We start from the raw sequence: 24,314 nt of genomic DNA on the forward strand, positions 1-24,314 counted from the left end.
CGAAGTTTAAGGTTGGCCCTGCAAGGGTGCCACGGCACACGAAACCGCGTTGGTTTTCTCAGGTCGGTTTCGTGTGCTGCATTTTTGACGCATTCATTTATTGGTATCGCATGAACCCCATCGTAATTAATCGGCTTCAACGGAAGCTGGGCTACACTTTTCATCATCAGGAGTTGTTGCAACAGGCATTAACCCATCGCAGTGCCAGCAGCAAACATAATGAGCGTCTCGAGTTTTTAGGCGACTCTATTTTAAGTTTCGTGATTGCAAATGCGCTTTATCATCGTTTTCCGCGTGTGGACGAAGGTGATATGAGCCGCATGCGCGCCACGCTGGTGCGCGGCAATACCCTCGCTGAAATCGCACGCGAGTTTGAGCTGGGTGAATGTCTGCGTCTGGGGCCAGGTGAGCTGAAAAGTGGTGGTTTCCGTCGTGAATCCATCCTTGCCGATACGGTCGAGGCATTGATCGGTGGCGTGTTCCTGGACAGCGATATCCAGACCGTAGAAAAGCTGATCCTGAACTGGTATCAGACCCGCCTGGACGAAATCAGCCCGGGCGATAAACAAAAAGATCCTAAAACGCGTCTGCAAGAATATTTGCAGGGTCGTCATCTGCCGCTGCCATCCTATCTGGTGGTGCAGGTACGTGGCGAAGCGCACGATCAGGAATTTACCATCCATTGCCAGGTCAGTGGCCTGAGTGAACCGGTGGTCGGCACGGGTTCAAGTCGTCGTAAGGCTGAACAGGCTGCCGCCGAACAGGCGTTAAAAATGCTGGAGCTGGAATGAGCATCGACAAAACCTATTGCGGATTTATTGCCATCGTCGGACGTCCGAACGTTGGCAAATCCACCCTGCTGAATAATCTGCTTGGGCAGAAGATTTCTATCACCTCGCGTAAGGCGCAGACCACGCGTCACCGCATCGTCGGTATCCATACTGAAGGCGCGTATCAGGCGATTTACGTCGATACCCCGGGCCTGCACATGGAAGAGAAGCGCGCCATCAACCGTCTGATGAACAAGGCGGCGAGCAGCTCCATTGGCGACGTAGAGCTGGTGATTTTCGTTGTGGAAGGCACCCGCTGGACGCCGGACGACGAAATGGTCCTGAACAAGCTGCGCGACGGCAAAACGCCGGTGATCCTCGCGGTCAATAAAGTGGACAATGTGCAGGAAAAAGCCGATCTGCTGCCGCACCTGCAATGGCTGGGCAGCCAGATGAACTTCCTCGACATCGTTCCGCTGTCTGCGGAGACGGGTCTGAACGTTGATACCATCGCGGGCATCGTGCGCAAGCATCTGCCGGAAGCGACTCATCACTTCCCTGAAGACTACATCACCGATCGCTCTCAGCGTTTTATGGCGTCTGAAATCATCCGTGAGAAGCTGATGCGTTTCCTGGGCGCTGAACTGCCGTACTCTGTGACGGTGGAGATCGAGCGTTTCCAGAGCAACGAGCGCGGCGGTTACGATATTAACGGTCTGATCCTCGTTGAGCGTGAAGGGCAGAAGAAGATGGTGATCGGTAATAAAGGCGCCAAGATCAAAACTATCGGAATCGAAGCCCGTAAAGACATGCAGGACATGTTTGAAGCACCGGTTCACCTGGAACTGTGGGTGAAAGTGAAATCTGGCTGGGCCGATGATGAGCGTGCGCTGCGCAGCCTCGGTTACGGCGAAGATCAGTAACCTAAGACGACGAGCATATGGATGGATGGCAGCGCGCCTTTGTCCTGCATAGTCGTCCCTGGAGCGAAACCAGCCTGATGCTGGACGTCTTCACGGAAGAGTCCGGTCGCGTGCGCCTTGTTGCCAAAGGCGCACGTTCCAGACGTTCTAATCTCAAAGGTGCCTTGCAGCCTTTCACCCCACTGCTGGTCCGCTTTGGCGGGCGAGGGGAAGTCAAAACCCTGCGCAGTGCTGAAGCCGTTTCCCTCGCGCTTCCTCTTTCTGGTATCACGCTCTACAGCGGTTTGTACGTCAACGAACTCATCTCACGGGTGCTTGAACATGAGACCCGCTTCTCTGAACTTTTCTTTGATTACCTGCACTGTATCCAGTCGCTCGCTGGCGCAACCGGCACTCCTGAGCCTGTGCTGCGTCGTTTCGAGCTGGCGCTGCTCGGTCACCTTGGATACGGTGTTGATTTTCTGCACTGCGCGGGGAGTGGGGACGAGGTAGAAGATACCATGACCTATCGCTATCGTGAGGAAAAGGGCTTTATTGCCAGTGTCGTCGTCGATAACAGTACCTTTACCGGGCGCCAGCTCAGAGCACTGTATGAACGCGAGTTCCCGGACGCCGACACCCTGCGTGCGGCAAAACGCTTTACCCGAATTGCGCTCAAGCCGTATCTTGGGGGCAAACCTTTAAAGAGCCGCGAATTATTCAGGCAGTTTATGCCGAAACGCTAATGTTTTACCCCTCACCCCAGCCCTCTCCCGGAGGGAGAGGGAGAAGGTAAATGAACAAAAATACCGAGGATTGTCATGGCTGAATTACTGTTAGGTGTCAACATCGACCACATTGCCACCCTGCGCAACGCGCGCGGCACGGCGTATCCGGATCCGGTTCAGGCGGCGTTTATCGCCGAGCAGGCTGGGGCGGACGGCATTACCGTCCACCTGCGTGAAGACCGTCGCCACATCACCGATCGCGACGTGCGTATCCTGCGCCAGACGCTGGATACCCGCATGAATCTGGAGATGGCAGTAACGGAAGAGATGCTGACGATTGCCTGCGATACGAAGCCGCATTTCTGCTGCCTGGTGCCGGAAAAACGACAGGAAGTGACCACCGAAGGCGGTCTGGATGTGGCCGGGCAGCTCGACAAAATGCGCGATGCCTGCAAACGCCTGGCGGATGCCGGTATCCTGGTTTCACTGTTTATCGACGCCGATTTCACCCAGATTAAAGCCGCTGCCGACGTGGGCGCGCCGTATATTGAAATTCACACCGGCTGCTATGCCGATGCTGAAAACGACGCAGCGCAGGCGAAAGAGCTGGAGCGGATCGCCAAAGCGGCAACCTACGCCGCGAGCCTGGGACTGAAGGTTAACGCCGGTCACGGCCTGACCTATCACAACGTAAAAGCCATTGCTGCCCTGCCGGAAATGCACGAGCTGAACATCGGCCACGCTATCATTGGCCGTGCGGTGATGAGCGGTCTGAAAGACGCGGTTTCCGAGATGAAGCGTCTGATGCTGGAAGCGCGTCAGTAATGGCTATTCTGGGCTTAGGCACCGACATCGTTGAAATAGCCCGCATTGAAGCGGTGATCGCCCGGAGCGGCGATCGCCTCGCAAGACGCGTGCTGAGCGATAACGAATGGGCTATCTGGGAGGCGCATCAGCAGCCGGTGCGCTTTCTGGCAAAGCGTTTCGCGGTAAAAGAGGCGGCGGCGAAAGCGTTCGGCACGGGCATTCGTAACGGCCTGGCGTTTAACCAGTTTGAAGTGTTTAACGATGAGCTGGGTAAGCCACGTCTGCGTTTATGGGGCGAGGCGCTTAAGCTGGCGGAAAAGCTGGGCGTGGCGCACATGCACGTAACGCTTGCAGATGAACGCCACTACGCCTGTGCGACGGTGATTATCGAAGGTTAAATTTTGTCCGCATGGTGCATCAGGACAAACTTATCCCACAGCTGTTCTTCGTTCTCGACATGTGCCGGATCTTTTAAGATCGTATTGGGAATGGGGCACACCTTCTGGCAGGTCGGCGTCTCATAGTGGCCAATGCACTCGGTGCAGCGGTCGCTGTTAATCTCATAAATGCTGTCGCCCATCGAAATCGCCTCGTTCGGGCATTCGGGTTCGCACATATCGCAGTTGATGCATTTTTTGGTGATTAACAGCGCCATCAGGAAATTCTCAGAAACATCACAAACAGGGCGGGCATTATACGCTCATTCGTTGTTCAAACCAGTTTTTTTACCAGCTCTTCGCTGTGACGAATACGCTCTGGCGCACGCTCCAGATCCTGCTGAACCAGCGCCATAAACAGCAGGTCCGTCAGCATCATCTGCGCACTCGTCGACGAAATCGCCGCGCTGCGAGTGGCCTGTTCCTCGGCGATGGTATACAGACAGCGGGTGGCCCGCTGCTGGAGCGCATTCGGGCTGAAGCCAGTAATGGCCAGAATTTTTCCTCCTACACGCAGGGCTTCGTCGGTAGCCATATTAATTTCACGGCGCTCGCCGGAATAGGAGATGGCCAGCAGTAAATCGTCAGGATCCATGGCCTGCACGGTCGCCAGCAGCGCGTGCATATCCTGTTCAACGATGGCGTTATAGCCGATTTTTGTCAGCTTCCAGCCAAAGTTACGCGCAACCAGTCCGGAGGCACCGATCCCGGTCAATACAATACGCCGCGCGTCGCGAAGCATGGCTACGCTTTCCAGCAGCTTCTCTTCCGTGTTCACATCCAGCGTGGCATGCATTGCCGCCACGTTCTCTTTGATCAGCTTTTCGCCGACCAGACGCATCGGATCGTCGCCGCGGATCTGGTTATGCACCGGCATTGACTGCGGATTAGGGTTGCTTACCAGTGCTTCACTGATCGCCAGTTTTAGCGCCGGAAAGCCTTTATAGCCTATCTTTTGGGCAAATTTCACCACGCTCGACTGGCTCACCCCGGCTTCGCCTGCCAGCTGCTGGGAGCTGAGGTGTCGCGCGCGATCGGGCTGGGAAAGTAAATAATCCGCCAGCTTTTTGTCACTCTGGGCAAACCCTGCGTAGCGCTGGCGAATACGAATTAAACAGTTCATACGGTCTCCTGGCGAAAATGTGATTACCCGCGCAAATACGAATTATGCTCGCCTGAATGAATTTTATATTCCATTATAGTGCGTTTATTATGAATTAAAAATTCCATAGGTAAATAACATGAATCTAGGCTCTCTTGTTTCTGAAACGCGTAACCCGCAAACCATGGATCTTGATGCACTGTCCACGCTGGAGCTGGTAAACCGCTTTAATCAACAGGATACCCTCGTCGCGCTGGCAGTCAAAGAGACATTGCCCGAGGTGGCGAAAGCCGTAGACGCCGCTGCCGACGCTCTGAAAGCAGGAGGACGCATTATTTATATGGGGGCGGGTACCAGTGGGCGCCTCGGTGTGCTGGATGCCTCAGAATGTCCCCCGACATTTGGCGTTCCGCACGGTCTGGTCGTTGGCCTGATTGCCGGTGGCCCCGGCGCGCTGCTGAAAGCGGTGGAAGGGGCAGAAGACAATAAACAGCTTGGGGAGGACGATCTCAGGGCGCTGAACCTGACCGCGCAGGATCTGGTCGTCGGGCTGGCGGCTTCTGGTCGTACGCCGTACGTCATTGGTGGGCTGGAATACGCCAGACAGACGGGATGTACCACGGTGGCCATCTCCTGTAACCCGGGCTCGCCGATTGCGCAGGTGGCCGCCATTGCCATCTCTCCGGTCGTCGGGCCGGAAGCGCTCACCGGCTCCACGCGCCTGAAATCCGGAACCGCACAGAAGCTGGTGCTCAATATGATCTCCACCGGCGCGATGGTGAAATTTGGCAAGGTCTACCAAAACCTGATGGTGGATATGCAGGCCACCAACGTCAAGCTGGTGGACAGAGCCTGCCGCATGGTGATGGAAGCGACAGGCGCCAGTCGTGAAGAGGCGGAAAAGGTGCTTCAGCAGACCGATCACGATGTAAAACCCGCCATTCTGATGATATTAACCGGGCTGGATGCAGCCGCGGCCAGAGCCAGGCTTGAAGCCCATCACGGGTTTTTACGGGCGGCATTAGAACATCAATAAGAGGCGTTTATGGACAAAACAGCAGCGCTCGCCAGCGACATCCTGCTTGGGATCGGTGGGGAAAAAAATATTCAGCGTCTGGAAAACTGCATGACGCGTGTACGCGTCGAGGTGTACAACGACGAAAAGCTTGATTTAACGCGCCTGAAGCAGCTCCCCGGCGTGAGCGGGTACGTTAAACAGGGGCAACAGCACCAGCTGATTGTCGGTCCGGGCAAAGCGGCGCAGGTGGTTGATGCCATGCGCGCCCTGATGACGGGCGGTGAAACGGCTCCCGCCTTTGACGACGCGGAACGCACCAAAGCGCAGGCGAAAGCCAAATACAAAGCCCCCATGAGCGATGCGCTGCGCCAGCTGGCAAACGTCTTTATTCCTCTTATCCCGGCGTTTATCGCGTCGGGGCTGATCACCGGGATTATCAATATCCTCAAGCGTCCGGATATTGTCGGGAATTTCGCCACCCAGTATCCGAACCTGCTGGGTATTCTGGCGATTTTCGGCAGCGCGGTGTTTGCCATCATGAACATTCTGGTGGGGGTGAACACGGCCAAAGTGTTCGGCGGCTCGCTGGCGATGGGCGGCGTAATGGCGGGTATCCTCTCCAGCCCGCAGCTGGCGCAGATTACGCTGTTTGGCGAGGCGCTTCAGCCTGGCCGCGGTGGGGTGATTGCCGTGCTGCTGGTGGTCATTCTGATGTGCTGGATTGAGAAAAAGCTACGCGCGTTGCTGCCAGGCTCGATTGAACTGATCCTCAACCCGCTGCTGACCACATTGATTACCGGGAGCGTGGCGATTGTGGCGCTGCAACCGTTAGGCGGCGCGATCTCTGAAGCCATCGCCCACGGCGCGTCTCTGGCGATCGATCGCGGCGGGCTGCTGGTGGGGGCCGTGCTGTCCGGGACCTTCCTGCCGTTAGTGCTGACCGGTCTGCATCAGGGGCTGGTGCCGATTCACGTCGAACTGGTACAGGCGCACGGCTATAACGCCCTGCTGCCGATCCTGTCGATGGCTGGCGTTGGGCAGGTCGGCGCGGCCATCGCGGTGCTGATGAAAACCCGCAACGCGCGTTTAAAAAAGGTCATTAAAGGGGCGCTGCCGGTCGGGTTGCTCGGTATCGGCGAGCCGCTGATTTTCGGCGTGACCTTGCCGCTGGGTAAGCCGTTCCTGGCCGCTTGTCTCGGTGGGGCGGTGGGCGGGGCGTTAATCAGCTACTGGAAAGTGGCGACCGTCATTACCTTCGGGATCTCCGGGTTACCGCTGGCATTAACCATCGTGACCGGAAAAGTGATGCTCTATCTGTTAGGCTATCTGGTAGCGGTGATCGCCGGGTTCCTGTTTACCTGGCTGTTAGGATTCAACGACCCAGAGGAGTAAGGTTTGGCCAGTCACGAGCGTCGCGTTGTCTTTTTTGATCTGGATGGAACGCTGCATCAGCAGGATATGTTCGGCACCTTTATGCGCTACCTGCTACGGCGCCAGCCCCTTAACGCGTTGCTGGTATTACCCCTGTTACCCGTTATTGGCATCGCGCTGCTGGTGAAAGGCCGTGCAGCGCGCTGGCCGATGAGCCTGCTGCTCTGGGGATGCACGTTTGGTCATAGCGAAGCGCGCCTCAAGCAGCTCGAACAGGATTTTGCGCACTGGTTTCGCGGGCACGTCGCCGCGTTTCCCGTGGTACAGGCGCGCCTGACCAGCTATCTCGACGCCAATGATGCCGATATCTGGCTGATTACTGGCTCCCCGCAGACGCTGGTGGAGCAAGTCTATTTTGATACGCCCTGGCTGCCGCGCGTAAATCTTATCGCCACGCAGATCGCGCGCGGCTACGGCGGCTGGGTGCTCACCCTGCGCTGCCTCGGACATGAAAAAGTGGTGCAGCTGGAGAAACGCATCGGTACGCCGCTGCGTCTGTACAGCGGCTACAGCGACAGCAAGCAGGACAACCCGCTGCTCTATTTTTGCCAGCACCGCTGGCGCGTCACGCCTCTGGGCGAACTTCAGCAACTCGAATAGTCTTATCTGTACCGGCTGTGTATAATGCCGCCCGCTTTTCGACTGGAGTATCAGCCCTTGTCCAACCCTGAACACAATCATGAATACTGGATGCGCCATGCGCTGGCGCTGGCTCAGCGCGCCTGGGAAGAGGGCGAAGTGCCCGTGGGCGCGGTACTGGTCCATAACAATCAGGTGATTGGGGAAGGGTGGAACCGTCCGATTGGCCGTCACGATCCTACCGCGCATGCTGAAATTATGGCGCTGCGTCAGGGCGGACTGGTGCTGCAAAACTATCGTCTGCTTGATACCACCCTGTATGTCACCCTTGAGCCGTGCGTGATGTGCTCCGGGGCGATGGTGCACAGCCGAATCGGTACGCTGGTGTTTGGCGCGCGGGATGAAAAGACGGGCGCTGCTGGTTCACTGATGGACGTACTTGGGCATCCGGGGATGAACCACCAGGTGAAAACTATCGGCGGGGTACTTGCACCAGAATGTTCGGGTCTGTTAAGTGACTTTTTTCGAATGCGTCGGCAGCAGAAAAAGCAACAAAAGGCAGAATTGAAACCGCAGGGTGATTAAGCTCTTCCGGTGCGACCACCGGATAGCTTTCAGCCAGCTGTTGCGCCTCGGCCGCCTCTTTTTCTTTCTCCAGCAGATATCCCACCAGGCTTATCTGATACTTACGAATATTTTCCACGTAGGCATACGCTTCATGGCCGCGCGCATAGCCATACGTCAGCTTCTGGTACCACTGTTTCTGGCTAAGCAGCGGCAGGCGCTGTTTTACATCTGACCAACTGTCCGGGTTACCTTTGGTTTTCGCCGTCAGCGCCCGCGCGTCGAGCATATGCGCATACCCCATGTTATAGGCGGCCAGCGCAAACCAGATCCGCTCCCCTTCCGGGACCGTCTCCGGCACTTTCGCCATCATATCCTGTAAATACTGCGCGCCGCCGCTGATGCTCTGTTCCGCATCGGTCCGGTCGCTGATGCCGAGGCTCTGGGCGGTATTTTTGGTCAGCATCATCAACCCGCGCACGCCCGTGGGGGAGGTGGCCTGAGCATCCCAGTGCGATTCCTGGTAGGAAATTGCCGCCAGCAGCTTCCAGTCAATCTCCTGGGCGTACTTCTCAAACAGCGGTTGCAGGTCCGGCAGCACGCTGTCCACCGCGCGCAGGAAGGTGCGGGTGTCAACGTAATCAAAATCGTCCCCGTGACCGAGATATTTCTCTTCCAGACGCGCCAGGGTGCCGTCTTCATTGATGGAATTAAAGAAATCGAGCATGGCCGCAGAGACGGTTTGATCGTCGTCCAGCTGGGTAAACCAGGTCACCGGCTGTTCGTCGGTCACATCCAGCGCCACGGCGATTTCAGGATGAACGCGCTGGAAAAGACTGATCGCCACCGAATCAGCAATGGTATAGGCCAGCTTTTTATCTTTTACCTGCTCCAGCAATTCGGTCGTGCCGAGTTTAGGATCGACCGTCCAGCTGAGGTTAGGGTATTTTTTCTCTTTCAACGCCCGCAGATCGTCAATCACCACATGGCCTGGCGCAATGGTCAATTGCTGGTCGGTGATGTCGGCCAGTGAGCGCGGGCGCAGGCTACCCACACGATAAACCACCTGCTGCGACACGGAGTAGTAGGTCGGGCCCGGCTGATAGTTTTTGCTGCGTTCGCTGTTGTACACCAGACCTGCGGCGAGAATATCGGCACGGTCATGGTCCAAATCATCAAACAGCTGGTTGATGTTCTGCCGCACGGTAACTTTCAGCTTCACGCCCAGATAGTCCGCAAACAGCTGTGCCAGTTCGTAATCAAGACCGATGGTTTTACCGTTGATATCGTCGTAAATAAGCGGGGAGGAGAGGGTACTGACGCGCAACTCCCCCCGCTCCTGAATGGCGGCGATACGGTTTTCGGCCTTGCCGAACCAGGGGATAGACGGCCAGAGGGCCACTGCCAGCAGCAACGTAACAATGCCGATGAGCAGATAATTAATCTTTAATTTTTTCAATTAGTTAATTCTCTGCGACGCCGGTTGCCTCAGTGTGCTGTAGTCATGTTAAGAGTAGAGTTTGCCATTGATTGAGCGGCATTTTGCGCAAAGTAGCGCCAGTTGGCAACCAATTAGAGAGACAGGTCACATCTATTGTTAAACATAAAGGTTGATTTTATTTCGACGCAAACGGTTTCGTCGGCGCTCAGGATTCTCTATAATGACGCCCGTTTTCCCCCCTTGCGCACACTGTAAGCGCCCCGGCGCTTCGAAGACGAGAGACTTATGATGGAAATTCTGCGTGGTTCGCCTGCACTGTCTGCCTTCCGTATTAACAAACTGCTGGCACGTTTTCAGGCGGCCGACCTTCCGGTAAGCAATATTTACGCTGAGTATGTCCATTTTGCTGACCTGAATGCCCCCCTGAATGCAGAGGAGCGCGTACAGCTGGAACGTCTGCTTAAATATGGCCCAAGCCTGAGCAGCCATACGCCGACCGGCAAATTAATCCTCGCCACGCCACGCCCTGGCACCATCTCCCCCTGGTCTTCCAAAGCAACAGACATCGCTCACAACTGCGGTCTGAACCAGATTAACCGTCTGGAGCGCGGTGTGGCGTACTACGTGGAAGCCTCTACCCTGAGCGACGCGCAGTGGCAGGCGGTTGCGGCTGAACTGCACGACCGCATGATGGAGAGTGTGTTTGACTCTCTGGATGATGCGCAGAAACTGTTCTCCCACCATCAGCCTGCGCCGGTACAGAGCGTGGATCTGCTGGGGCAGGGGCGTCAGGCGCTGATCGACGCAAACCTGCGTCTTGGTCTGGCACTCGCAGAGGATGAAATCGACTACCTTCAGGATGCATTCGTTAAGCTGAATCGCAACCCGAACGACATCGAACTGTATATGTTCGCGCAGGCCAACTCCGAGCACTGCCGCCACAAGATTTTCAACGCCGACTGGATTATCGACGGCGAACAGCAGCCGAAGTCGCTGTTCAAAATGATCAAAAACACCATGGAGCAAACCCCTGACCACGTGCTGTCTGCCTATAAAGACAACGCCGCGGTGATGGAAGGTTCCGAGGTGGGCCGCTTCTTCGCCGATCGCGAAGCAGGGCGCTATGACTTCCATCAGGAGCCCGCGCATATCCTGATGAAAGTGGAAACCCACAACCACCCGACGGCGATCTCCCCATGGCCGGGTGCGGCGACCGGCTCCGGCGGTGAAATCCGTGACGAAGGGGCGACCGGTCGCGGCGCGAAACCAAAAGCGGGTCTGGTCGGTTTCTCCGTCTCCAACCTGCGTATCCCGGGCTTTGAACAGCCGTGGGAAGAAGATTTCGGCAAGCCAGAGCGCATCGTGACCGCGCTGGATATCATGACCGAAGGCCCGCTGGGCGGCGCGGCGTTTAACAACGAATTTGGTCGTCCGGCGCTGAACGGTTACTTCCGTACCTATGAAGAGAAAGTGGACAGCCACAACGGCGAAGAGCTGCGCGGCTACCACAAACCGATCATGCTGGCGGGCGGGATCGGCAACATCCGTGCCGATCACGTGCAAAAAGGCGAGATCGTCGTCGGCGCGAAGCTGATCGTGCTCGGCGGCCCGGCGATGAATATCGGTCTGGGTGGCGGTGCGGCCTCTTCGATGGCCTCCGGTCAGTCTGATGCGGATCTTGACTTCGCGTCCGTGCAGCGTGACAACCCTGAGATGGAGCGTCGCTGTCAGGAAGTAATCGACCGCTGCTGGCAGCTGGGCGATGCTAACCCGATTCTCTTTATCCACGACGTGGGAGCGGGCGGTCTGTCCAACGCCATGCCGGAGCTGGTGAGCGACGGCGGCCGCGGTGGTCGTTTCAACCTGCGCGATATCCTGAGCGATGAGCCTGGCATGAGCCCGCTGGAAATCTGGTGTAACGAATCCCAGGAGCGCTACGTGCTGGCGGTTGCGGCCGACCAGCTGCCGCTGTTTGACGAGCTGTGCCGCCGCGAGCGCGCGCCGTATGCCGTCATCGGTGAAGCAACCGAAGAGCAGCACCTGACTCTGAGCGACACCCATTTCGACAACCAGCCTATCGATCTGCCGCTCGACGTGCTGCTCGGTAAAACGCCGAAGATGACCCGGGACGTAACAACCCGTAAAGCGGCGGGCAAAGCGCTGGATCGCCAGGGCATCACCGTGGCAGAAGCCGTTAATCGCGTGCTGCACCTGCCTGCTGTGGCTGAGAAAACCTTCCTGGTCACCATTGGCGACCGTACCGTTACCGGTATGGTATCCCGCGATCAGATGGTTGGCCCGTGGCAGATCCCGGTGGCGAACTGCGCCGTGACCACCGCGAGCCTCGACAGCTACTACGGCGAAGCGATGGCGCTAGGCGAACGCACCCCAGTGGCGCTGCTGGACTTCGCCGCCTCTGCGCGACTGGCCGTTGGTGAAGCGCTGACCAACATCGCGGCGACGCAGATTGGCGACATTAAACGCATCAAGCTCTCCGCGAACTGGATGGCCGCCGCCGGTCACCCGGGTGAAGATGCAGGCCTGTACGAAGCGGTGAAAGCTGTGGGCGAAGAGCTGTGTCCTGCGCTCGGCCTGACCATTCCGGTGGGTAAAGACTCCATGTCGATGAAAACCCGCTGGCAGGAAGGTAACGAGCAGCGCGAGATGACCTCTCCGCTGTCGCTGGTGATCACCGCGTTTGCGCGCGTGGAAGACGTACGTCATACCGTTACGCCGCAGCTTTCCACTGAAGATAACGCCCTGCTGTTGATTGACCTCGGCATAGGCCATAACGCCCTGGGCGCCACCGCGCTGGCGCAGGTTTACCGCCAGCTCGGCGATAAGCCAGCCGACGTGCGCGACGTCGCCCAGCTGAAAGGCTTCTACGACGCAATTCAGGCGCTGGTGGCGCAGCGTAAGCTGCTGGCCTACCACGACCGTTCCGATGGTGGCCTGCTGGTGACGCTGGCAGAGATGGCCTTCACCGGTCACTGCGGCGTTGAAGCAAACATTGCTACGCTTGGCGAAGACCGCCTGGCGGCGCTGTTTAACGAAGAGCTTGGCGCGGTCATTCAGGTACGCGCCGCAGATCGCGACGCGGTAGAAGCGATTCTGGCGCAGCACGGTCTGGCAGACTGCGTACACTATCTCGGTAAAGCGGTGCAGGGCGACCGTTTCGTGATTGAAGCCGACGGCCACGCGGTGTTCAGCGAAAGCCGCACCACGCTGCGCATGTGGTGGGCGGAAACCACCTGGCAGATGCAGCGGCTGCGTGACAACCCGGAATGCGCCGATCAGGAACACAACGCGAAGGCGAACGACAACGATCCTGGCCTGAACGTGAAGCTCAGCTTCGACATAAACGAAGACATTGCCGCGCCGTACATTGCGACCGGTGCGCGTCCGAAAGTGGCGGTGCTGCGCGAGCAGGGCGTTAACTCCCACGTTGAGATGGCTGCGGCCTTCCACCGCGCGGGCTTTGATGCCATCGACGTCCACATGAGCGACCTGCTGGCCGGGCGTACCGGGCTGGATGATTTCCAGGCGCTGGTTGCCTGCGGAGGGTTCTCCTACGGTGACGTGCTGGGCGCGGGCGAAGGCTGGGCGAAGTCTATTCTGTTCAACAGCCGCGTGCGTGACGAGTTCGAAACCTTCTTCCATCGTCCGCAGACGCTGGCGCTGGGTGTGTGTAACGGCTGTCAGATGATGTCTAACCTGCGCGAGTTGATCCCGGGCAGCGAAGCCTGGCCGCGCTTTGTGCGTAACCAGTCTGACCGCTTCGAAGCGCGCTTCAGCCTGGTAGAAGTTACCCAAAGCCCGTCTCTGCTGTTGCAGGGAATGGTGGGTTCGCAGATGCCAATCGCGGTTTCGCACGGCGAAGGTCAGGTTGAAATGCGTGATGCGGCGCACCTGGCTCAGCTTGAAAGCAAAGGACTGGTAGCGCTGCGCTTTGTTGATAACTTCGGCAAGGTCACCGAAACCTATCCGGCTAACCCGAACGGTTCGGCAAATGGCATTACCGCGGTCACCAGCGAAAGCGGTCGGGTGACCATCATGATGCCGCACCCGGAGCGTGTCTTCCGCACCGTGAGCAACTCCTGGCACCCGGAAAACTGGGGCGAGGACAGCCCGTGGATGCGCATTTTCCGCAACGCGCGTAAACAACTGGGTTAAGTTTCAACGCCCTGACTGTAGGCCCGGTAAGCGCGAGCGCCACCGGGCTTTTTTGTACCTGTCGCAAAATTGCGACAATCCTCTGGATTGAGTGTCTCCAATAAGAGACATTTAACCTGTTGATTTATATATGTCAGGACGGGTTCCCGTTAAGGTGTTGCTTAATAGCGACACTTAGCCTGGAAATCATTCACCTGACAATCAATGCATTTTAATAATAAAACGATTATTAATCATAAGGATAGTATCAATTTTTGCAATCTGGCACGCGCGTTGCATAATAGTAACCAGTGGCTCATTCACCTTCTTATGTCAGCCCCTTCGGGACGTGCTACATAAACTTCGAATGACGCACAAAAAGGTGCCTGCCGTCCAACTACTGATTATTGCAATGCTTTATCAGGCCAGGGCGAAACGTCGAGTTAGGCACCGCCTTATTCCATGACAAAGCCGGGTTTTTACCCGGCTTTGTTGTATCTGAAGGGCAGACTCAGTTACGCTCTCCTCAAACCCGGATGATGAGAGTAATGTGTTGAAACGCTGGCCCGCTTTCCCTCGCTCCCTGCGACAGCTCGTTATGATGGCCTTCCTGCTGATCCTGCTACCTTTGCTGGTTCTGGCGTGGCAGGCATGGCAAAGCCTGAATGCGTTAAGTGCCCAGGCGGCCCTGACTAACCGCACCACGCTTATTGATGCCCGCCGTAGCGAGGCAATGACCAACGCCGCGCTGGAGATGGAGCGTAGCTATCGCCAGTACTGCGTGCTGGACGACCGTACGCTGGAGAGGGTCTATCAGAACCAGCGTAAACGCTACAGCGAAATGCTGGATGCCCATGCCGGGGTCTTGCCGGATGACAAACTCTATCAGGCGCTGCGTCAGGATCTGAACGATCTGGCGCAGCTCCAGTGCAAAAACAGCGGTCCTGATGCCTCCGCCGCCGCCCGACTTGAAGCCTTCGCGAACGCCAATACGGAGATGGTGCAGTCCACCCGTACGGTTATCTTTTCCCGTGGTCAACAACTCCAGCAGGAGATTGCCGAGCGCGGCCAGTTCTTCGGCTGGCAGGCGCTGGTGCTGTTCCTCGTCAGCCTTGGGCTGGTACTGCTCTTTACCCGCATGATCATCGGCCCCGTAAAGGGGATCCAGCGGATGATTAACCGCCTGGGGGAGGGCAAATCTCTCGGGGATACGGTTGTTTTTAAAGGCCCGCGCGAGCTGCGCTCGGTCGGTCAGCGCATCATCTGGCTTTCTGAACGCCTGGCGTGGCTGGAATCGCAGCGTCATCAGTTCCTGCGCCATATCTCACACGAACTCAAAACACCGCTGGCCAGTATGCGTGAAGGCACGGAGCTGCTGGCAGACGAAGTAGCGGGACCGTTAACCCCTGAGCAAAAAGAGATCGTGGCGATTCTGGATGCCAGTAGCCGCAATTTACAAAAACTTATTGAACAACTGCTGGACTATAACCGCAAGCTGGCGGATGGTGCTGTGGTGCTTGAAAGCGTTGAGATTGAACCGCTGGTGGACATGGTGATCTCCGCCCATAGCCTGCCAGCAAGAGCTAAAATGATGCATACCCAGGTGGATCTCAATGCGCCATCCTGCCTGGCAGAGCCGATGCTCCTAATGAGCGTACTGGATAATCTTTATTCCAATGCGGTGCACTATGGTACTGAATCCGGTACCATTTATATCAGAAGCAATAACAACGGTTCGCGGGTATTTATTGACGTAGCGAATACGGGAAGCCCGATTCCGGATGATGAAAAAACGATGATCTTTGAGCCCTTCTTCCAGGGGAGTCATCAGCGAAAAGGTGCGGTAAAAGGAAGTGGTCTGGGGCTGAGTATTGCCCGCGACTGCATACGACGCATGCAGGGTGAGCTTAACATCGTGAGTGATGAACGCGCCGATGTCTGTTTTCGTATCGAACTGCCTCTTGAGCCGGAAAAATCAATGAAATGAATAACAACCTGGTGAGTATGTCACACGTCTTTTACCGCGCACTGCGCGCGGTGTTTTCCAGCAAAAATGTGCGCCTCAGCCTGCCCTGCTTACTGCTGGCCGGCTGTGTAACCCATGCACCAAAAAGTGCGATTAGCCACAAACAGGAAGATAAATGGCCGCAACAACAGCTGGCCGATTTCCTTTCAACACGTTGCGATGATATCTGGAGCCTGTCGGGGCGTGATGTTGAATCCAATCCGCTGTTCTGGCTGCGCGGAATAGACTGCGCCCAGCGACTGGCGCCCGCCGAGGCCCGTGCCCAGGCGGCGATGCTGATGGACGATACCTGGCAGGACGCGTTTAAACGCGGGATCGTGATGGCGGATGCCAGAATCACGCCTGTCGAACGCCGCGCCAACGTGACGCGGCTGGATACTTACGTGATCAATATTCCCCCCCAGGTGCGCCCGGTTTATCAGCTCTGGCGGGACGGACAAACCCTGCAATTACAGCTGTCCGAAGAGCGTTTCCGCTACAGCAAATTGCAGCAGTCGAGCGACAGCGAGCTTGATGCGCTTCGCCAGCAGCAGGAGTCGCTGCGCGAGCAGCTGGAAACCACCACCCGCAAGCTCGAAAATCTGACCGATATCGAAAGACAGCTCTCGACGCGTAAGCCGGCAGGCAGCTATCTGCCCGATGGGTCGAAAGGCAACTCTGCCACGACGCCAGACAGTGAGACGCCGAAACAAGAGGATGTGAAGCCATGACAAGCCGTAAACCTGCCCATCTGTTACTGGTGGATGACGATCCCGGGCTGTTAAAGCTGCTGGGGATGCGTCTGGTCAGCGAAGGCTACAGCGTGGTCACCGCTGAAAGCGGGCAGGAGGGGCTGAAAGTGCTCAGCCGCGAGAAAATCGATCTGGTGATCAGCGATTTGCGCATGGATGAAATGGATGGCCTGCAACTGTTCACGGAGATCCAGAAGCAGCAGCCCGGGATGCCGGTGATTATCCTCACCGCTCACGGATCTATTCCTGATGCGGTGGCCGCGACGCAGCAGGGGGTATTCAGCTTCCTCACCAAACCGGTGGATAAAGACGCCCTCTATAAAGCGATCGACAGTGCTCTTGAGCACGCTGCGCCATCCGGCGACGACGGCTGGCGTGAATCCATCGTGACGCGTAGCCCTGTGATGCTGCGCCTGCTGGAACAGGCGCGGATGGTGGCGCAATCCGACGTTAGCGTGCTGATCAACGGCCAGAGCGGGACCGGGAAAGAGATCCTGGCCCAGGCGATCCACAACGCCAGCCCACGCAGTAAAAATGCCTTTATTGCCATCAACTGTGGCGCGCTGCCGGAACAACTGCTTGAGTCTGAGCTCTTCGGCCATGCCCGCGGCGCCTTTACCGGCGCGGTGAGCAGCCGTGAAGGGCTGTTCCAGGCGGCTGAGGGGGGCACGCTGTTCCTTGATGAAATTGGCGATATGCCCGCGCCGTTGCAGGTCAAACTGCTGCGCGTGTTGCAGGAGCGGAAAGTGCGTCCGCTTGGCAGCAACCGCGATATCGATATCAACGTGCGCATTATTTCCGCTACCCATCGCGATTTGCCCAAGGTGATGGCGCGCAACGAGTTCCGCGAAGATCTCTACTATCGACTGAATGTCGTCAACCTGAAAATCCCGGCGCTGGCCGAGCGTGCGGAAGATATCCCGCTGCTGGCAAATCACCTTTTGCGCCAGGCCGCTGACCGCCACAAACCATTCGTGCGCGCGTTCTCCACCGATGCGATGAAACGCCTGATGACGGCAAGCTGGCCGGGCAACGTACGCCAGCTGGTGAACGTGATTGAGCAGTGCGTGGCGCTGACGTCATCGCCGGTGATCAGCGATGCGCTGGTGGAGCAGGCGCTCGAGGGGGAAAACACGGCCTTACCGACGTTTGCGGAAGCGCGAAACCAGTTCGAGCTGAACTATCTGCGCAAGCTGCTGCAAATCACCAAAGGCAACGTAACCCATGCGGCGCGCATGGCCGGGCGTAACCGTACCGAGTTTTATAAATTGCTTTCACGCCACGAGCTGGAAGCGAACGATTTTAAAGAGTAATACCGCAAAATTCGCCTGAATATGATACTGTGAGCAACCGATTACGAGGCTGCTTACTGGCAAGAGTTTAAGGACCCACCATGAAAAAGATTGATGCGATTATTAAACCTTTCAAACTGGATGATGTACGTGAAGCGCTGGCAGAAGTAGGCATCACCGGGATGACCGTAACTGAAGTGAAAGGTTTTGGTCGTCAGAAGGGCCACACCGAGCTATACCGTGGCGCAGAGTACATGGTGGACTTTCTGCCGAAAGTGAAAATCGAGATCGTGGTGAGCGATGATATCGTCGATACCTGTGTGGATACCATCATCCGCACGGCGCAGACCGGTAAAATTGGCGACGGGAAAATCTTCGTCTTTGACGTGGCGCGCGTGATCCGTATCCGTACCGGCGAAGAAGACGACGCGGCGATTTAAAAAAGATTTGGTAGGCCGGGTAAGGCGCAGCTGCCACCCGGCGAAAAAAAAGCCCCTCGTTGAGGGGCTTTTTGCATTACAGCACTTTATGCGGGCCGAAACATTCGTAATGAATGTTGTCTTTATTCACGCCCAGGACTACCAGCTGCTTCGCGGCATACTGCATAAACGCTACCGGCCCACAAACGTAGAACTGCATCCCCGGTGCGCTGAACGCCCCTTCATGCTGCCCTAAATTCATCAGGCCTTCGCTGTCGAAACGAGCCGCTGCGCGGTCGGCTTCCGTGGGTAAACGATACCAGGTATGCGCGGTAAAGTGTGGCAGACCCGCTCCCAGCGCTTTCACCTCGTCCGCGAAGGCGTGAACATCACCGTTCTCCGCCGCGTGGAACCAGTTAACCTGCGCGCTGTGGTTTGCTTTCGCCAGCGTATCCAGCATCGCCAGCATTGGCGTCTGACCCACGCCTGCGGAGATCAGCGTCACCGGGGTATTCGTTTCAACGGCCATAAAGAAATCGCCCGCCGGTGCCGCCAGATGGACCACGTCGCCCACGCTGGCTTCGTTATGGAGCCAGTTGGATACCTGACCACCTTCCTCACGTTTAACCGCAATGCGATAGCCTTTGCCGTCTGGCTTGCGGGTCAGGGAGTACTGGCGAATCTCCTGATGCGGGAAGCCTTCAGGCTTCAGCCAGACGCCCAGATACTGGCCCGGCTGGTAATCGGCAACTGGCTGACCGTCAACTGGCTCAAACTCAAAGCTGGTGATCAGTGCGCTGCGCGGGGTTTTCTCAACGATGCGGAAGGCGCGCGTGCCTTCCCAGCCGCCATTCTTGCTGGCGTTTTCGCTGTAGATCTGTGCTTCACGGTTGATGAATACGTTTGCCAGCACGCCATAGGCTTTACCCCAGGCATCCAGCACTTCCTGGCCCGGGCTGAACATTTCGTCCAGGGTCGCCAGCAGGTGACTGCCGACGATGTTGTACTGCTCAGGTTTGATCTGGAAGCTGGTGTGCTTCTGCGCGATTTTTTCCACCGCAGGCAGCAGAGCCGGCAGGTTTTCGATGTTGCTGGCATAGGCGGCAATAGCGTTAAACAGCGCTTCGCGCTGATCGCCGTTACGCTGGTTGCTCATGTTGAAAATCTCTTTGAGCTCCGGGTTATGCGCGAACATGCGATCGTAGAAATGGGCGGTCAGTTTAGGACCCGTTTCAACCAGCAGGGGAATTGTGGCTTTTACGGTAGCGATGGTTTGGGCGTCGAGCATAGCAGCTTCCTTCTGATGTTACTTTAATGATGTATTTTAGATGCATCTTATAAAAATACCCCTGCAATGTAAATGGTTCTTTGCATCGTGAAAAATATGCATCACAAAGCTGAAAAGAAATCCGTTGAAAATGGTGAGAGCTTTATTGCTCAAACCCTTGCGTGGCGTGGAGGTAAACGTTTGCGTTAAATCGTTTGTCAAGACCTGTTATCGCAGAACTATTCAGTTATACTGTTGCCCGTCGTCCAACAGGACTGCCTTTTCAGGCCAAAAATTTACTTGTTAGCTGAGTCAGGAGATGCGGATGTTAAAGCGTGAAATGAACATTGCCGATTATGATGCCGAACTGTGGCAGGCTATGGAGCAGGAAAAAGTACGTCAGGAAGAGCACATCGAACTGATCGCCTCCGAAAACTACACCAGCCCGCGCGTGATGCAGGCGCAGGGTTCTCAGCTGACCAACAAATATGCTGAAGGTTATCCGGGCAAGCGCTACTACGGCGGTTGCGAATACGTTGATATCGTTGAGCAGCTGGCTATTGACCGTGCGAAAGAACTCTTTGGCGCTGACTACGCGAACGTCCAGCCGCACTCTGGCTCTCAGGCTAACTTCGCTGTTTATACCGCGCTGTTGCAGCCGGGCGATACCGTTCTGGGTATGAACCTGGCGCAGGGCGGCCACCTGACTCACGGCTCCCCGGTTAACTTCTCTGGCAAACTGTACAACATCATCCCTTACGGTATTGATGAGTCCGGTAAAATTGACTACGAAGACATGGCGAAGCAGGCCAAAGAGCACAAGCCGAAGATGATCATCGGTGGCTTCTCTGCTTACTCCGGCATCGTTGACTGGGCAAAAATGCGTGAAATCGCTGACAGCATCGGCGCGTACCTGTTCGTCGACATGGCGCACGTTGCCGGTCTGATTGCCGCTGGCGTTTACCCGAACCCGGTTCCACATGCGCACGTTGTGACCACCACCACCCACAAAACCCTGGCGGGTCCACGCGGTGGGCTGATCCTGGCGAAAGGCGGTGACGAAGAGCTGTACAAAAAGCTGAACTCCGCCGTGTTCCCAAGCGCCCAGGGCGGCCCGCTGATGCACGTTATCGCCGCGAAAGCCGTCGCGCTGAAAGAAGCGATGGAGCCAGAGTTCAAGGTTTATCAGCAGCAGGTTGCTAAAAACGCCAAAGCGATGGTGGAAGTGTTCCTGAATCGTGGCTACAAAGTGGTCTCTGGCGGGACTGAAAACCACCTGTTCCTGCTGGACCTGGTTGATAAGAACCTGACCGGTAAAGAAGCTGACGCAGCCCTCGGCCGCGCCAACATCACCGTGAACAAAAACAGCGTGCCAAACGATCCGAAGAGCCCGTTCGTGACCTCCGGTATCCGTATCGGTTCTCCGGCCGTAACTCGTCGTGGCTTTAAAGAAGCGGAAGTAAAAGAGCTGGCGGGCTGGATGTGTGACGTTCTGGACAACATCAATGACGACGCGGTTATCGAGCGCGTTAAAGGTAAAGTGCTGGACATCTGCGCACGCTTCCCGGTGTACGCATAATTCTCTGCGTTGCAGAACTGAAAAAGGCCGCTCATGCGGCCTTTTTTTATGGGCTAACGTCGATCGAGGGAGATGGCCCCCGGCCCGGTAATCGCCAGCAAAATAAATGCGCCAGCGATACTCACATTTTTGTAGAAGTTAATCATATTTGGCAGGACCGCATCGCCCGTCATATCCCAGTAGTGGTGACCAATCACCGCCGTTCCCAGCGTATAGAAGACAAAGATCACCGCGAGAGGGCGGGTGAAAAAGCCCAGCACGATTAGAATCGCGGCGGGGACTTCCATCACCACCGCAATAATCGCGGCCAGCATGGGCATGGGGGCGCCGAGCGACGTCATATACTGAACGGTGCCGCTAAACCCCGTCAGCTTGGGATAACCGAAAATAATAAACAGGACCACGATAGCAATGCGGGCAATTAAAAGCAGGAGAGAACGAGAGGAGCCGAAATCGAAATAACGTAAGCTGTTCATGGCAAACGACCTCTTCAGGCGATGTCTTATAAACGTAATACAGTTTTACCGCTCTCGCCATACGCTGCCCGGCTGGTGATGATGTTAATTTTTAGTTAATTTATAGCGCGCTAACGACTTGCTAAAGTCAGGGATTAACGCCAGACTATCGCCTCCATTTCGGGAGGGATTCATGGTCTTGCATTCCACGCGCTGGCTGGCGCTCAGCTATTTCACCTATTTCTTTAGTTACGGTATTTTTCTGCCTTTCTGGAGCGTCTGGCTCAAGGGAATTGGTCTGACGCCTGAGACCATTGGCATCCTGCTGGGCGCGGGGCTGGTGGCACGTTTCCTGGGTAGTCTGCTGATTGCGCCCCGCGTCAGCGATCCCTCCTTACTGATTAAAGCGGTGCGAATTCTGGCCCTGCTGACGCTGGTCTTTGCAGCCTGCTTCTGGGTTAGCCATCAGTTTGCCTGGCTGATGGTGGTAATGGTTGGCTTTAATCTGTTCTTCTCCCCGCTGGTGCCGCTGACGGATGCCCTGGCGAACACCTGGCAAAAGCAGATCACCATGGACTATGGCCGCGTGCGCCTGTGGGGATCGATTGCCTTCGTGATCGGCTCTGCGCTGGTCGGGAAACTGGTCAGCCTCTATGACTATCGTGCCATTCTGGCGCTGTTAACGCTCGGCATCGCCTCGATGCTGCTCGGTATGTTGCTGCGTCCGTCGGTGATGCCGCAGGGCGAAAGCCGCCATCAGGAGAACGCCGGCTGGCCCGCCTGGCGCTCGCTGGTGGCGCAAAGCTGGCGTTTCCTGGCCTGCGTCTGTCTGCTTCAGGGGGCGCATGCGGCCTATTATGGCTTCAGCGCCATCTACTGGCAGGGGGCGGGTTACTCGGCTTCTGCGGTAGGCTACCTGTGGTCGCTCGGCGTGGTGGCGGAGGTTATTATCTTCGCGCTGAGCCAAAAACTGTTCCGTCGTTTCGGGGCGCGTGACCTGCTGCTGCTTTCCGCCGTGTGCGGCGTGGCGCGCTGGGGCATCATGGGCTGGACGACGGAGCTGCCGTGGCTGATTGTGGCGCAAATTCTGCACTGCGGAACCTTCACCGTCTGCCATCTGGCGGCGATGCGCTACATCGCGGCGCGAGAGGGTGGGGACGTTATTCGTCTTCAGGCGGTCTATTCAGCGGTGGCGATGGGCGGCAGTATTGCGGTGATGACCGTATTTGCCGGTTTCCTCTATCAGCACCTGGGGCACGGTGTGTTCTGGGTGATGGCGCTGGTCGCTTTACCGGCCATCGTTATTCGCCCTAAAGTCGCTGCTCGCACGTAATTACGATTCGAGCATTACGCGAATGTGTTCCTGCTGCTGCGTGTTCAGGGTCTCAACGGCATGAATGAGCGGCGGCGAGAACAGCGGCAGGGCGGTTGGATAAGGCGTAATAACCAGCGCCGCCTCGCGGGGCGCGCCCTCCTTCTTAAACGCCTCCAGGCTAAGATAACGAATATTGAGCGGCAGCAGCGTCAGCTCGCGAAGCTGCTGCTCAATTAACTCTTCACAGGCTTTATTTTCCCCCGTTAACAGGACCACCTGTTTTTCATGCAGATCGGTCTCCTGCATCAGCCAGGCACCAAAAATCACCGCCACCAGAGCCATCTCTTCACCGGAGAATCGCAGACCAAATTCGGCTTCCAGCTCAAACAGCGCCTCTTTAGTGGTGCGCAGCAGCCGGGGGTATAAACGGTGGATCTCTTCCGGCAGACTGTTGTCGATGCCGATGTCAAACAAGGAGCGGTCTAGCGCCTGAGCCAGATGGATATAAAGCTGATCGGTCAGACCTTGCTCATCGCTGAAGTTCATCCCGGTTTGTGCCCGGAAACGGGCAATCATACGCACGATGGCGCGACGCAGGCGCTGATCCTGCTGGTGTTTATCCATCACCGGGTCGGGTGTGCGAAGCATCATAAACAGCAGCGCCAGGAACAGCTGTTCATCGCTGTGCGTTCCCTGCGGGACGCGCCGTTTCCAGTGGCGGACAATTTCCTGCGCCGTAAAGTATTCCCCTCGGGACTGCGTCCAGCTGCGCTGAACGGGCGAAAACTCCGGCGTATTGCCCAGATGATGCTGAATCAGACAATATTGCAGATAGAGCTGTAAAAATTGTACGTCGCGGGACTCAAACTGGCGCTGAAGCTTGCGCGCACAAAAGTTGATAAGCGCCCGAAGGTTCGCATCGTCATAAAGCGGGCGGGCAATGCCGTGCTGTTTGAGCGCGGTTTTTAAGGCAGGAGTAAACTGTTGGGCGACAAAATGTGGACACAGCCGAAGCGCCCTGCGCAGCCAGTGCAGCAGGCACAAACGTTGATTAAGGGCGGAACCCTCAATTCGGTAGCAGCCATCATGGTGCGTGACGATATCAAGCCGATGATAGCGCTGGATTTCATCGCGCGTCTCGGCTATATCTTGCCGTGCCATGACGTCGTCCACGCCGTTGGCAGCGATTATGCTCTGTGCGGTGACGGCAGCATCGGGCAGGTAAAGCATCAAAAGCACCTGGCAGCGGCGCTGCGAACTGGAAAGCACAGATGGAATTTCAAGCGTCGTCATCATCTG

General features: G+C 56.7%; 22 protein-coding genes. 16 read left to right on the forward strand and 6 right to left on the reverse strand.

The window, feature by feature from the left end:
- The first annotated feature begins 110 nt into the window (after positions 1 to 110).
- The 5 genes from rnc to acpS all read left to right on the forward strand — a co-directional run bounded on the left by rnc (position 111) and on the right by acpS (position 3,605).
- A complete protein-coding gene (gene rnc / locus ACOTXD_RS03180; protein ID WP_003860711.1) occupies positions 111 to 791 on the forward strand; it encodes a ribonuclease III in 681 nt (226 codons plus the stop codon).
- On the forward strand, positions 788 to 1,693 hold the full coding sequence (gene era, locus ACOTXD_RS03185) for a GTPase Era (RefSeq protein ID WP_003860709.1): 906 nt from the start codon (positions 788 to 790) through the stop codon (positions 1,691 to 1,693). Before rnc ends, era begins: the two co-directional genes overlap by 4 nt.
- A gap of 17 nt (positions 1,694 to 1,710) precedes the next feature.
- A complete protein-coding gene (recO, locus tag ACOTXD_RS03190; RefSeq protein WP_003860708.1) occupies positions 1,711 to 2,418 on the forward strand; it encodes a DNA repair protein RecO in 708 nt (235 codons plus the stop codon).
- Between the two features lie 75 nt (positions 2,419 to 2,493).
- A complete protein-coding gene (gene pdxJ / locus ACOTXD_RS03195; RefSeq protein WP_045330528.1) occupies positions 2,494 to 3,225 on the forward strand; it encodes a pyridoxine 5'-phosphate synthase in 732 nt (243 codons plus the stop codon).
- Entirely contained in the window at positions 3,225 to 3,605 is a 381-nt protein-coding gene (gene acpS / locus ACOTXD_RS03200; RefSeq protein WP_003860706.1) for a holo-ACP synthase, read from the forward strand. The genes pdxJ and acpS overlap by 1 nt, the downstream gene beginning before the upstream one ends.
- Here acpS and ACOTXD_RS03205 read toward each other — a convergent pair.
- Complete coding sequence (locus tag ACOTXD_RS03205) at positions 3,602 to 3,862, reverse strand: YfhL family 4Fe-4S dicluster ferredoxin (RefSeq protein WP_003860704.1); 261 nt, start codon at positions 3,860 to 3,862, stop codon at positions 3,602 to 3,604. The two genes, acpS and ACOTXD_RS03205, sit on opposite strands and share 4 nt — an antisense overlap.
- A 56-nt stretch (positions 3,863 to 3,918) precedes the next feature.
- Positions 3,919 to 4,767, reverse strand: coding sequence for a MurR/RpiR family transcriptional regulator (locus tag ACOTXD_RS03210; RefSeq protein WP_003860702.1), 849 nt, complete (start codon positions 4,765 to 4,767; stop codon positions 3,919 to 3,921).
- 118 nt (positions 4,768 to 4,885) lie between these two features.
- Here ACOTXD_RS03210 and murQ point away from each other — a divergent pair, with 118 nt between their 5' ends.
- Genes murQ through tadA form a run of 4 tightly spaced genes read left to right on the forward strand, consistent with a single transcriptional unit; the run spans position 4,886 to position 8,359 of the window.
- On the forward strand, positions 4,886 to 5,782 hold the full coding sequence (gene murQ, locus ACOTXD_RS03215; protein ID WP_003860700.1) for an N-acetylmuramic acid 6-phosphate etherase: 897 nt from the start codon (positions 4,886 to 4,888) through the stop codon (positions 5,780 to 5,782).
- Positions 5,783 to 5,791: 9 nt separating this feature from the next.
- Positions 5,792 to 7,156 carry a PTS transporter subunit EIIC gene (locus ACOTXD_RS03220; RefSeq protein WP_023314660.1) on the forward strand — a complete coding sequence of 455 codons (1,365 nt, stop codon included), beginning with the start codon at positions 5,792 to 5,794 and terminating at the stop codon, positions 7,154 to 7,156.
- Positions 7,157 to 7,159: 3 nt separating this feature from the next.
- Positions 7,160 to 7,795 (forward strand): phosphatidylglycerophosphatase C, encoded by a 636-nt coding sequence (gene yfhb, locus ACOTXD_RS03225; protein ID WP_003860696.1) that lies wholly within the window; start codon positions 7,160 to 7,162, stop codon positions 7,793 to 7,795.
- 24 nt (positions 7,796 to 7,819) lie between these two features.
- On the forward strand, positions 7,820 to 8,359 hold the full coding sequence (gene tadA, locus ACOTXD_RS03230) for a tRNA adenosine(34) deaminase TadA (protein ID WP_022651606.1): 540 nt from the start codon (positions 7,820 to 7,822) through the stop codon (positions 8,357 to 8,359).
- Here tadA and mltF read toward each other — a convergent pair.
- Positions 8,247 to 9,797, reverse strand: a complete 1,551-nt coding sequence (mltF, locus tag ACOTXD_RS03235; protein ID WP_022651605.1) for a membrane-bound lytic murein transglycosylase MltF — start codon at positions 9,795 to 9,797, stop codon at positions 8,247 to 8,249. The genes tadA and mltF overlap by 113 nt on opposite strands.
- Positions 9,798 to 10,064: 267 nt before the next feature.
- On the opposite strand from mltF, the gene purL reads away from it, so the two are divergent.
- The 5 genes from purL to glnB all read left to right on the forward strand — a co-directional run bounded on the left by purL (position 10,065) and on the right by glnB (position 18,420).
- Positions 10,065 to 13,952 carry a phosphoribosylformylglycinamidine synthase gene (purL, locus tag ACOTXD_RS03240; RefSeq protein WP_421766369.1) on the forward strand — a complete coding sequence of 1,296 codons (3,888 nt, stop codon included), beginning with the start codon at positions 10,065 to 10,067 and terminating at the stop codon, positions 13,950 to 13,952.
- A gap of 532 nt (positions 13,953 to 14,484) precedes the next feature.
- Positions 14,485 to 15,918: a two component system sensor histidine kinase QseE/GlrK gene (gene qseE, locus ACOTXD_RS03245; protein WP_164552216.1), complete on the forward strand. Its 1,434-nt coding sequence runs from the start codon at positions 14,485 to 14,487 to the stop codon at positions 15,916 to 15,918.
- Positions 15,915 to 16,667 carry a two-component system QseEF-associated lipoprotein QseG gene (gene qseG, locus ACOTXD_RS03250; protein ID WP_045894651.1) on the forward strand — a complete coding sequence of 251 codons (753 nt, stop codon included), beginning with the start codon at positions 15,915 to 15,917 and terminating at the stop codon, positions 16,665 to 16,667. The genes qseE and qseG overlap by 4 nt, the downstream gene beginning before the upstream one ends.
- Positions 16,664 to 18,001, forward strand: coding sequence for a two-component system response regulator GlrR (gene glrR / locus ACOTXD_RS03255; RefSeq protein ID WP_003860687.1), 1,338 nt, complete (start codon positions 16,664 to 16,666; stop codon positions 17,999 to 18,001). Before qseG ends, glrR begins: the two co-directional genes overlap by 4 nt.
- An 80-nt stretch (positions 18,002 to 18,081) precedes the next feature.
- Positions 18,082 to 18,420: a nitrogen regulatory protein P-II gene (gene glnB / locus ACOTXD_RS03260; protein ID WP_003860685.1), complete on the forward strand. Its 339-nt coding sequence runs from the start codon at positions 18,082 to 18,084 to the stop codon at positions 18,418 to 18,420.
- Positions 18,421 to 18,496: 76 nt separating this feature from the next.
- Here the strand turns inward: glnB and hmpA are convergent, their stop codons facing one another.
- Complete coding sequence (gene hmpA, locus ACOTXD_RS03265) at positions 18,497 to 19,687, reverse strand: NO-inducible flavohemoprotein (RefSeq protein ID WP_061856693.1); 1,191 nt, start codon at positions 19,685 to 19,687, stop codon at positions 18,497 to 18,499.
- A gap of 304 nt (positions 19,688 to 19,991) precedes the next feature.
- Between hmpA and glyA the strand changes: the two genes are divergently transcribed.
- On the forward strand, positions 19,992 to 21,245 hold the full coding sequence (gene glyA, locus ACOTXD_RS03270; RefSeq protein WP_003860678.1) for a serine hydroxymethyltransferase: 1,254 nt from the start codon (positions 19,992 to 19,994) through the stop codon (positions 21,243 to 21,245).
- A gap of 53 nt (positions 21,246 to 21,298) precedes the next feature.
- On the opposite strand, the gene ACOTXD_RS03275 is transcribed toward glyA, so the two are convergent.
- On the reverse strand, positions 21,299 to 21,721 hold the full coding sequence (locus tag ACOTXD_RS03275) for a DoxX family protein (protein ID WP_003860675.1): 423 nt from the start codon (positions 21,719 to 21,721) through the stop codon (positions 21,299 to 21,301).
- A 172-nt stretch (positions 21,722 to 21,893) separates the two neighbouring features.
- On the opposite strand from ACOTXD_RS03275, the gene ACOTXD_RS03280 reads away from it, so the two are divergent.
- On the forward strand, positions 21,894 to 23,033 hold the full coding sequence (locus ACOTXD_RS03280; RefSeq protein WP_061856692.1) for a 3-phenylpropionate MFS transporter: 1,140 nt from the start codon (positions 21,894 to 21,896) through the stop codon (positions 23,031 to 23,033).
- On the opposite strand, the gene csiE is transcribed toward ACOTXD_RS03280, so the two are convergent.
- The gene (csiE, locus tag ACOTXD_RS03285; RefSeq protein WP_045894655.1) at positions 23,034 to 24,311 is read right to left on the reverse strand and encodes a stationary phase inducible protein CsiE; all 1,278 of its coding nucleotides are present in this window, start codon (positions 24,309 to 24,311) and stop codon (positions 23,034 to 23,036) included.
- Between the last annotated feature and the right edge of the window lie 3 nt (positions 24,312 to 24,314).

It is taken from the genome of Enterobacter cloacae complex sp. CDL013, assembly GCF_049238805.1.
Classification (GTDB): domain Bacteria; phylum Pseudomonadota; class Gammaproteobacteria; order Enterobacterales; family Enterobacteriaceae; genus Enterobacter; species Enterobacter hormaechei_C.

Bases quoted from the DNA above. Each gene is read 5' to 3' on its own strand.
- rnc (WP_003860711.1), top strand. From the start codon at position 111: ATGAACCCCATCGTAATTAATCGGCTTCAACGGAAGCTGGGCTACACT.
- era (WP_003860709.1), top strand. From the start codon at position 788: ATGAGCATCGACAAAACCTATTGCGGATTTATTGCCATCGTCGGACGT.
- recO (WP_003860708.1), top strand. From the start codon at position 1,711: ATGGATGGATGGCAGCGCGCCTTTGTCCTGCATAGTCGTCCCTGGAGC.
- pdxJ (WP_045330528.1), top strand. From the start codon at position 2,494: ATGGCTGAATTACTGTTAGGTGTCAACATCGACCACATTGCCACCCTG.
- acpS (WP_003860706.1), top strand. From the start codon at position 3,225: ATGGCTATTCTGGGCTTAGGCACCGACATCGTTGAAATAGCCCGCATT.
- ACOTXD_RS03205 (WP_003860704.1), bottom strand. From the start codon at position 3,862: ATGGCGCTGTTAATCACCAAAAAATGCATCAACTGCGATATGTGCGAA.
- ACOTXD_RS03210 (WP_003860702.1), bottom strand. From the start codon at position 4,767: ATGAACTGTTTAATTCGTATTCGCCAGCGCTACGCAGGGTTTGCCCAG.
- murQ (WP_003860700.1), top strand. From the start codon at position 4,886: ATGAATCTAGGCTCTCTTGTTTCTGAAACGCGTAACCCGCAAACCATG.
- ACOTXD_RS03220 (WP_023314660.1), top strand. From the start codon at position 5,792: ATGGACAAAACAGCAGCGCTCGCCAGCGACATCCTGCTTGGGATCGGT.
- tadA (WP_022651606.1), top strand. From the start codon at position 7,820: ATGCCGCCCGCTTTTCGACTGGAGTATCAGCCCTTGTCCAACCCTGAA.
- purL (WP_421766369.1), top strand. From the start codon at position 10,065: ATGATGGAAATTCTGCGTGGTTCGCCTGCACTGTCTGCCTTCCGTATT.
- qseG (WP_045894651.1), top strand. From the start codon at position 15,915: ATGAATAACAACCTGGTGAGTATGTCACACGTCTTTTACCGCGCACTG.
- glrR (WP_003860687.1), top strand. From the start codon at position 16,664: ATGACAAGCCGTAAACCTGCCCATCTGTTACTGGTGGATGACGATCCC.
- glnB (WP_003860685.1), top strand. From the start codon at position 18,082: ATGAAAAAGATTGATGCGATTATTAAACCTTTCAAACTGGATGATGTA.
- hmpA (WP_061856693.1), bottom strand. From the start codon at position 19,687: ATGCTCGACGCCCAAACCATCGCTACCGTAAAAGCCACAATTCCCCTG.
- glyA (WP_003860678.1), top strand. From the start codon at position 19,992: ATGTTAAAGCGTGAAATGAACATTGCCGATTATGATGCCGAACTGTGG.
- ACOTXD_RS03275 (WP_003860675.1), bottom strand. From the start codon at position 21,721: ATGAACAGCTTACGTTATTTCGATTTCGGCTCCTCTCGTTCTCTCCTG.
- ACOTXD_RS03280 (WP_061856692.1), top strand. From the start codon at position 21,894: ATGGTCTTGCATTCCACGCGCTGGCTGGCGCTCAGCTATTTCACCTAT.
- csiE (WP_045894655.1), bottom strand. From the start codon at position 24,311: ATGATGACGACGCTTGAAATTCCATCTGTGCTTTCCAGTTCGCAGCGC.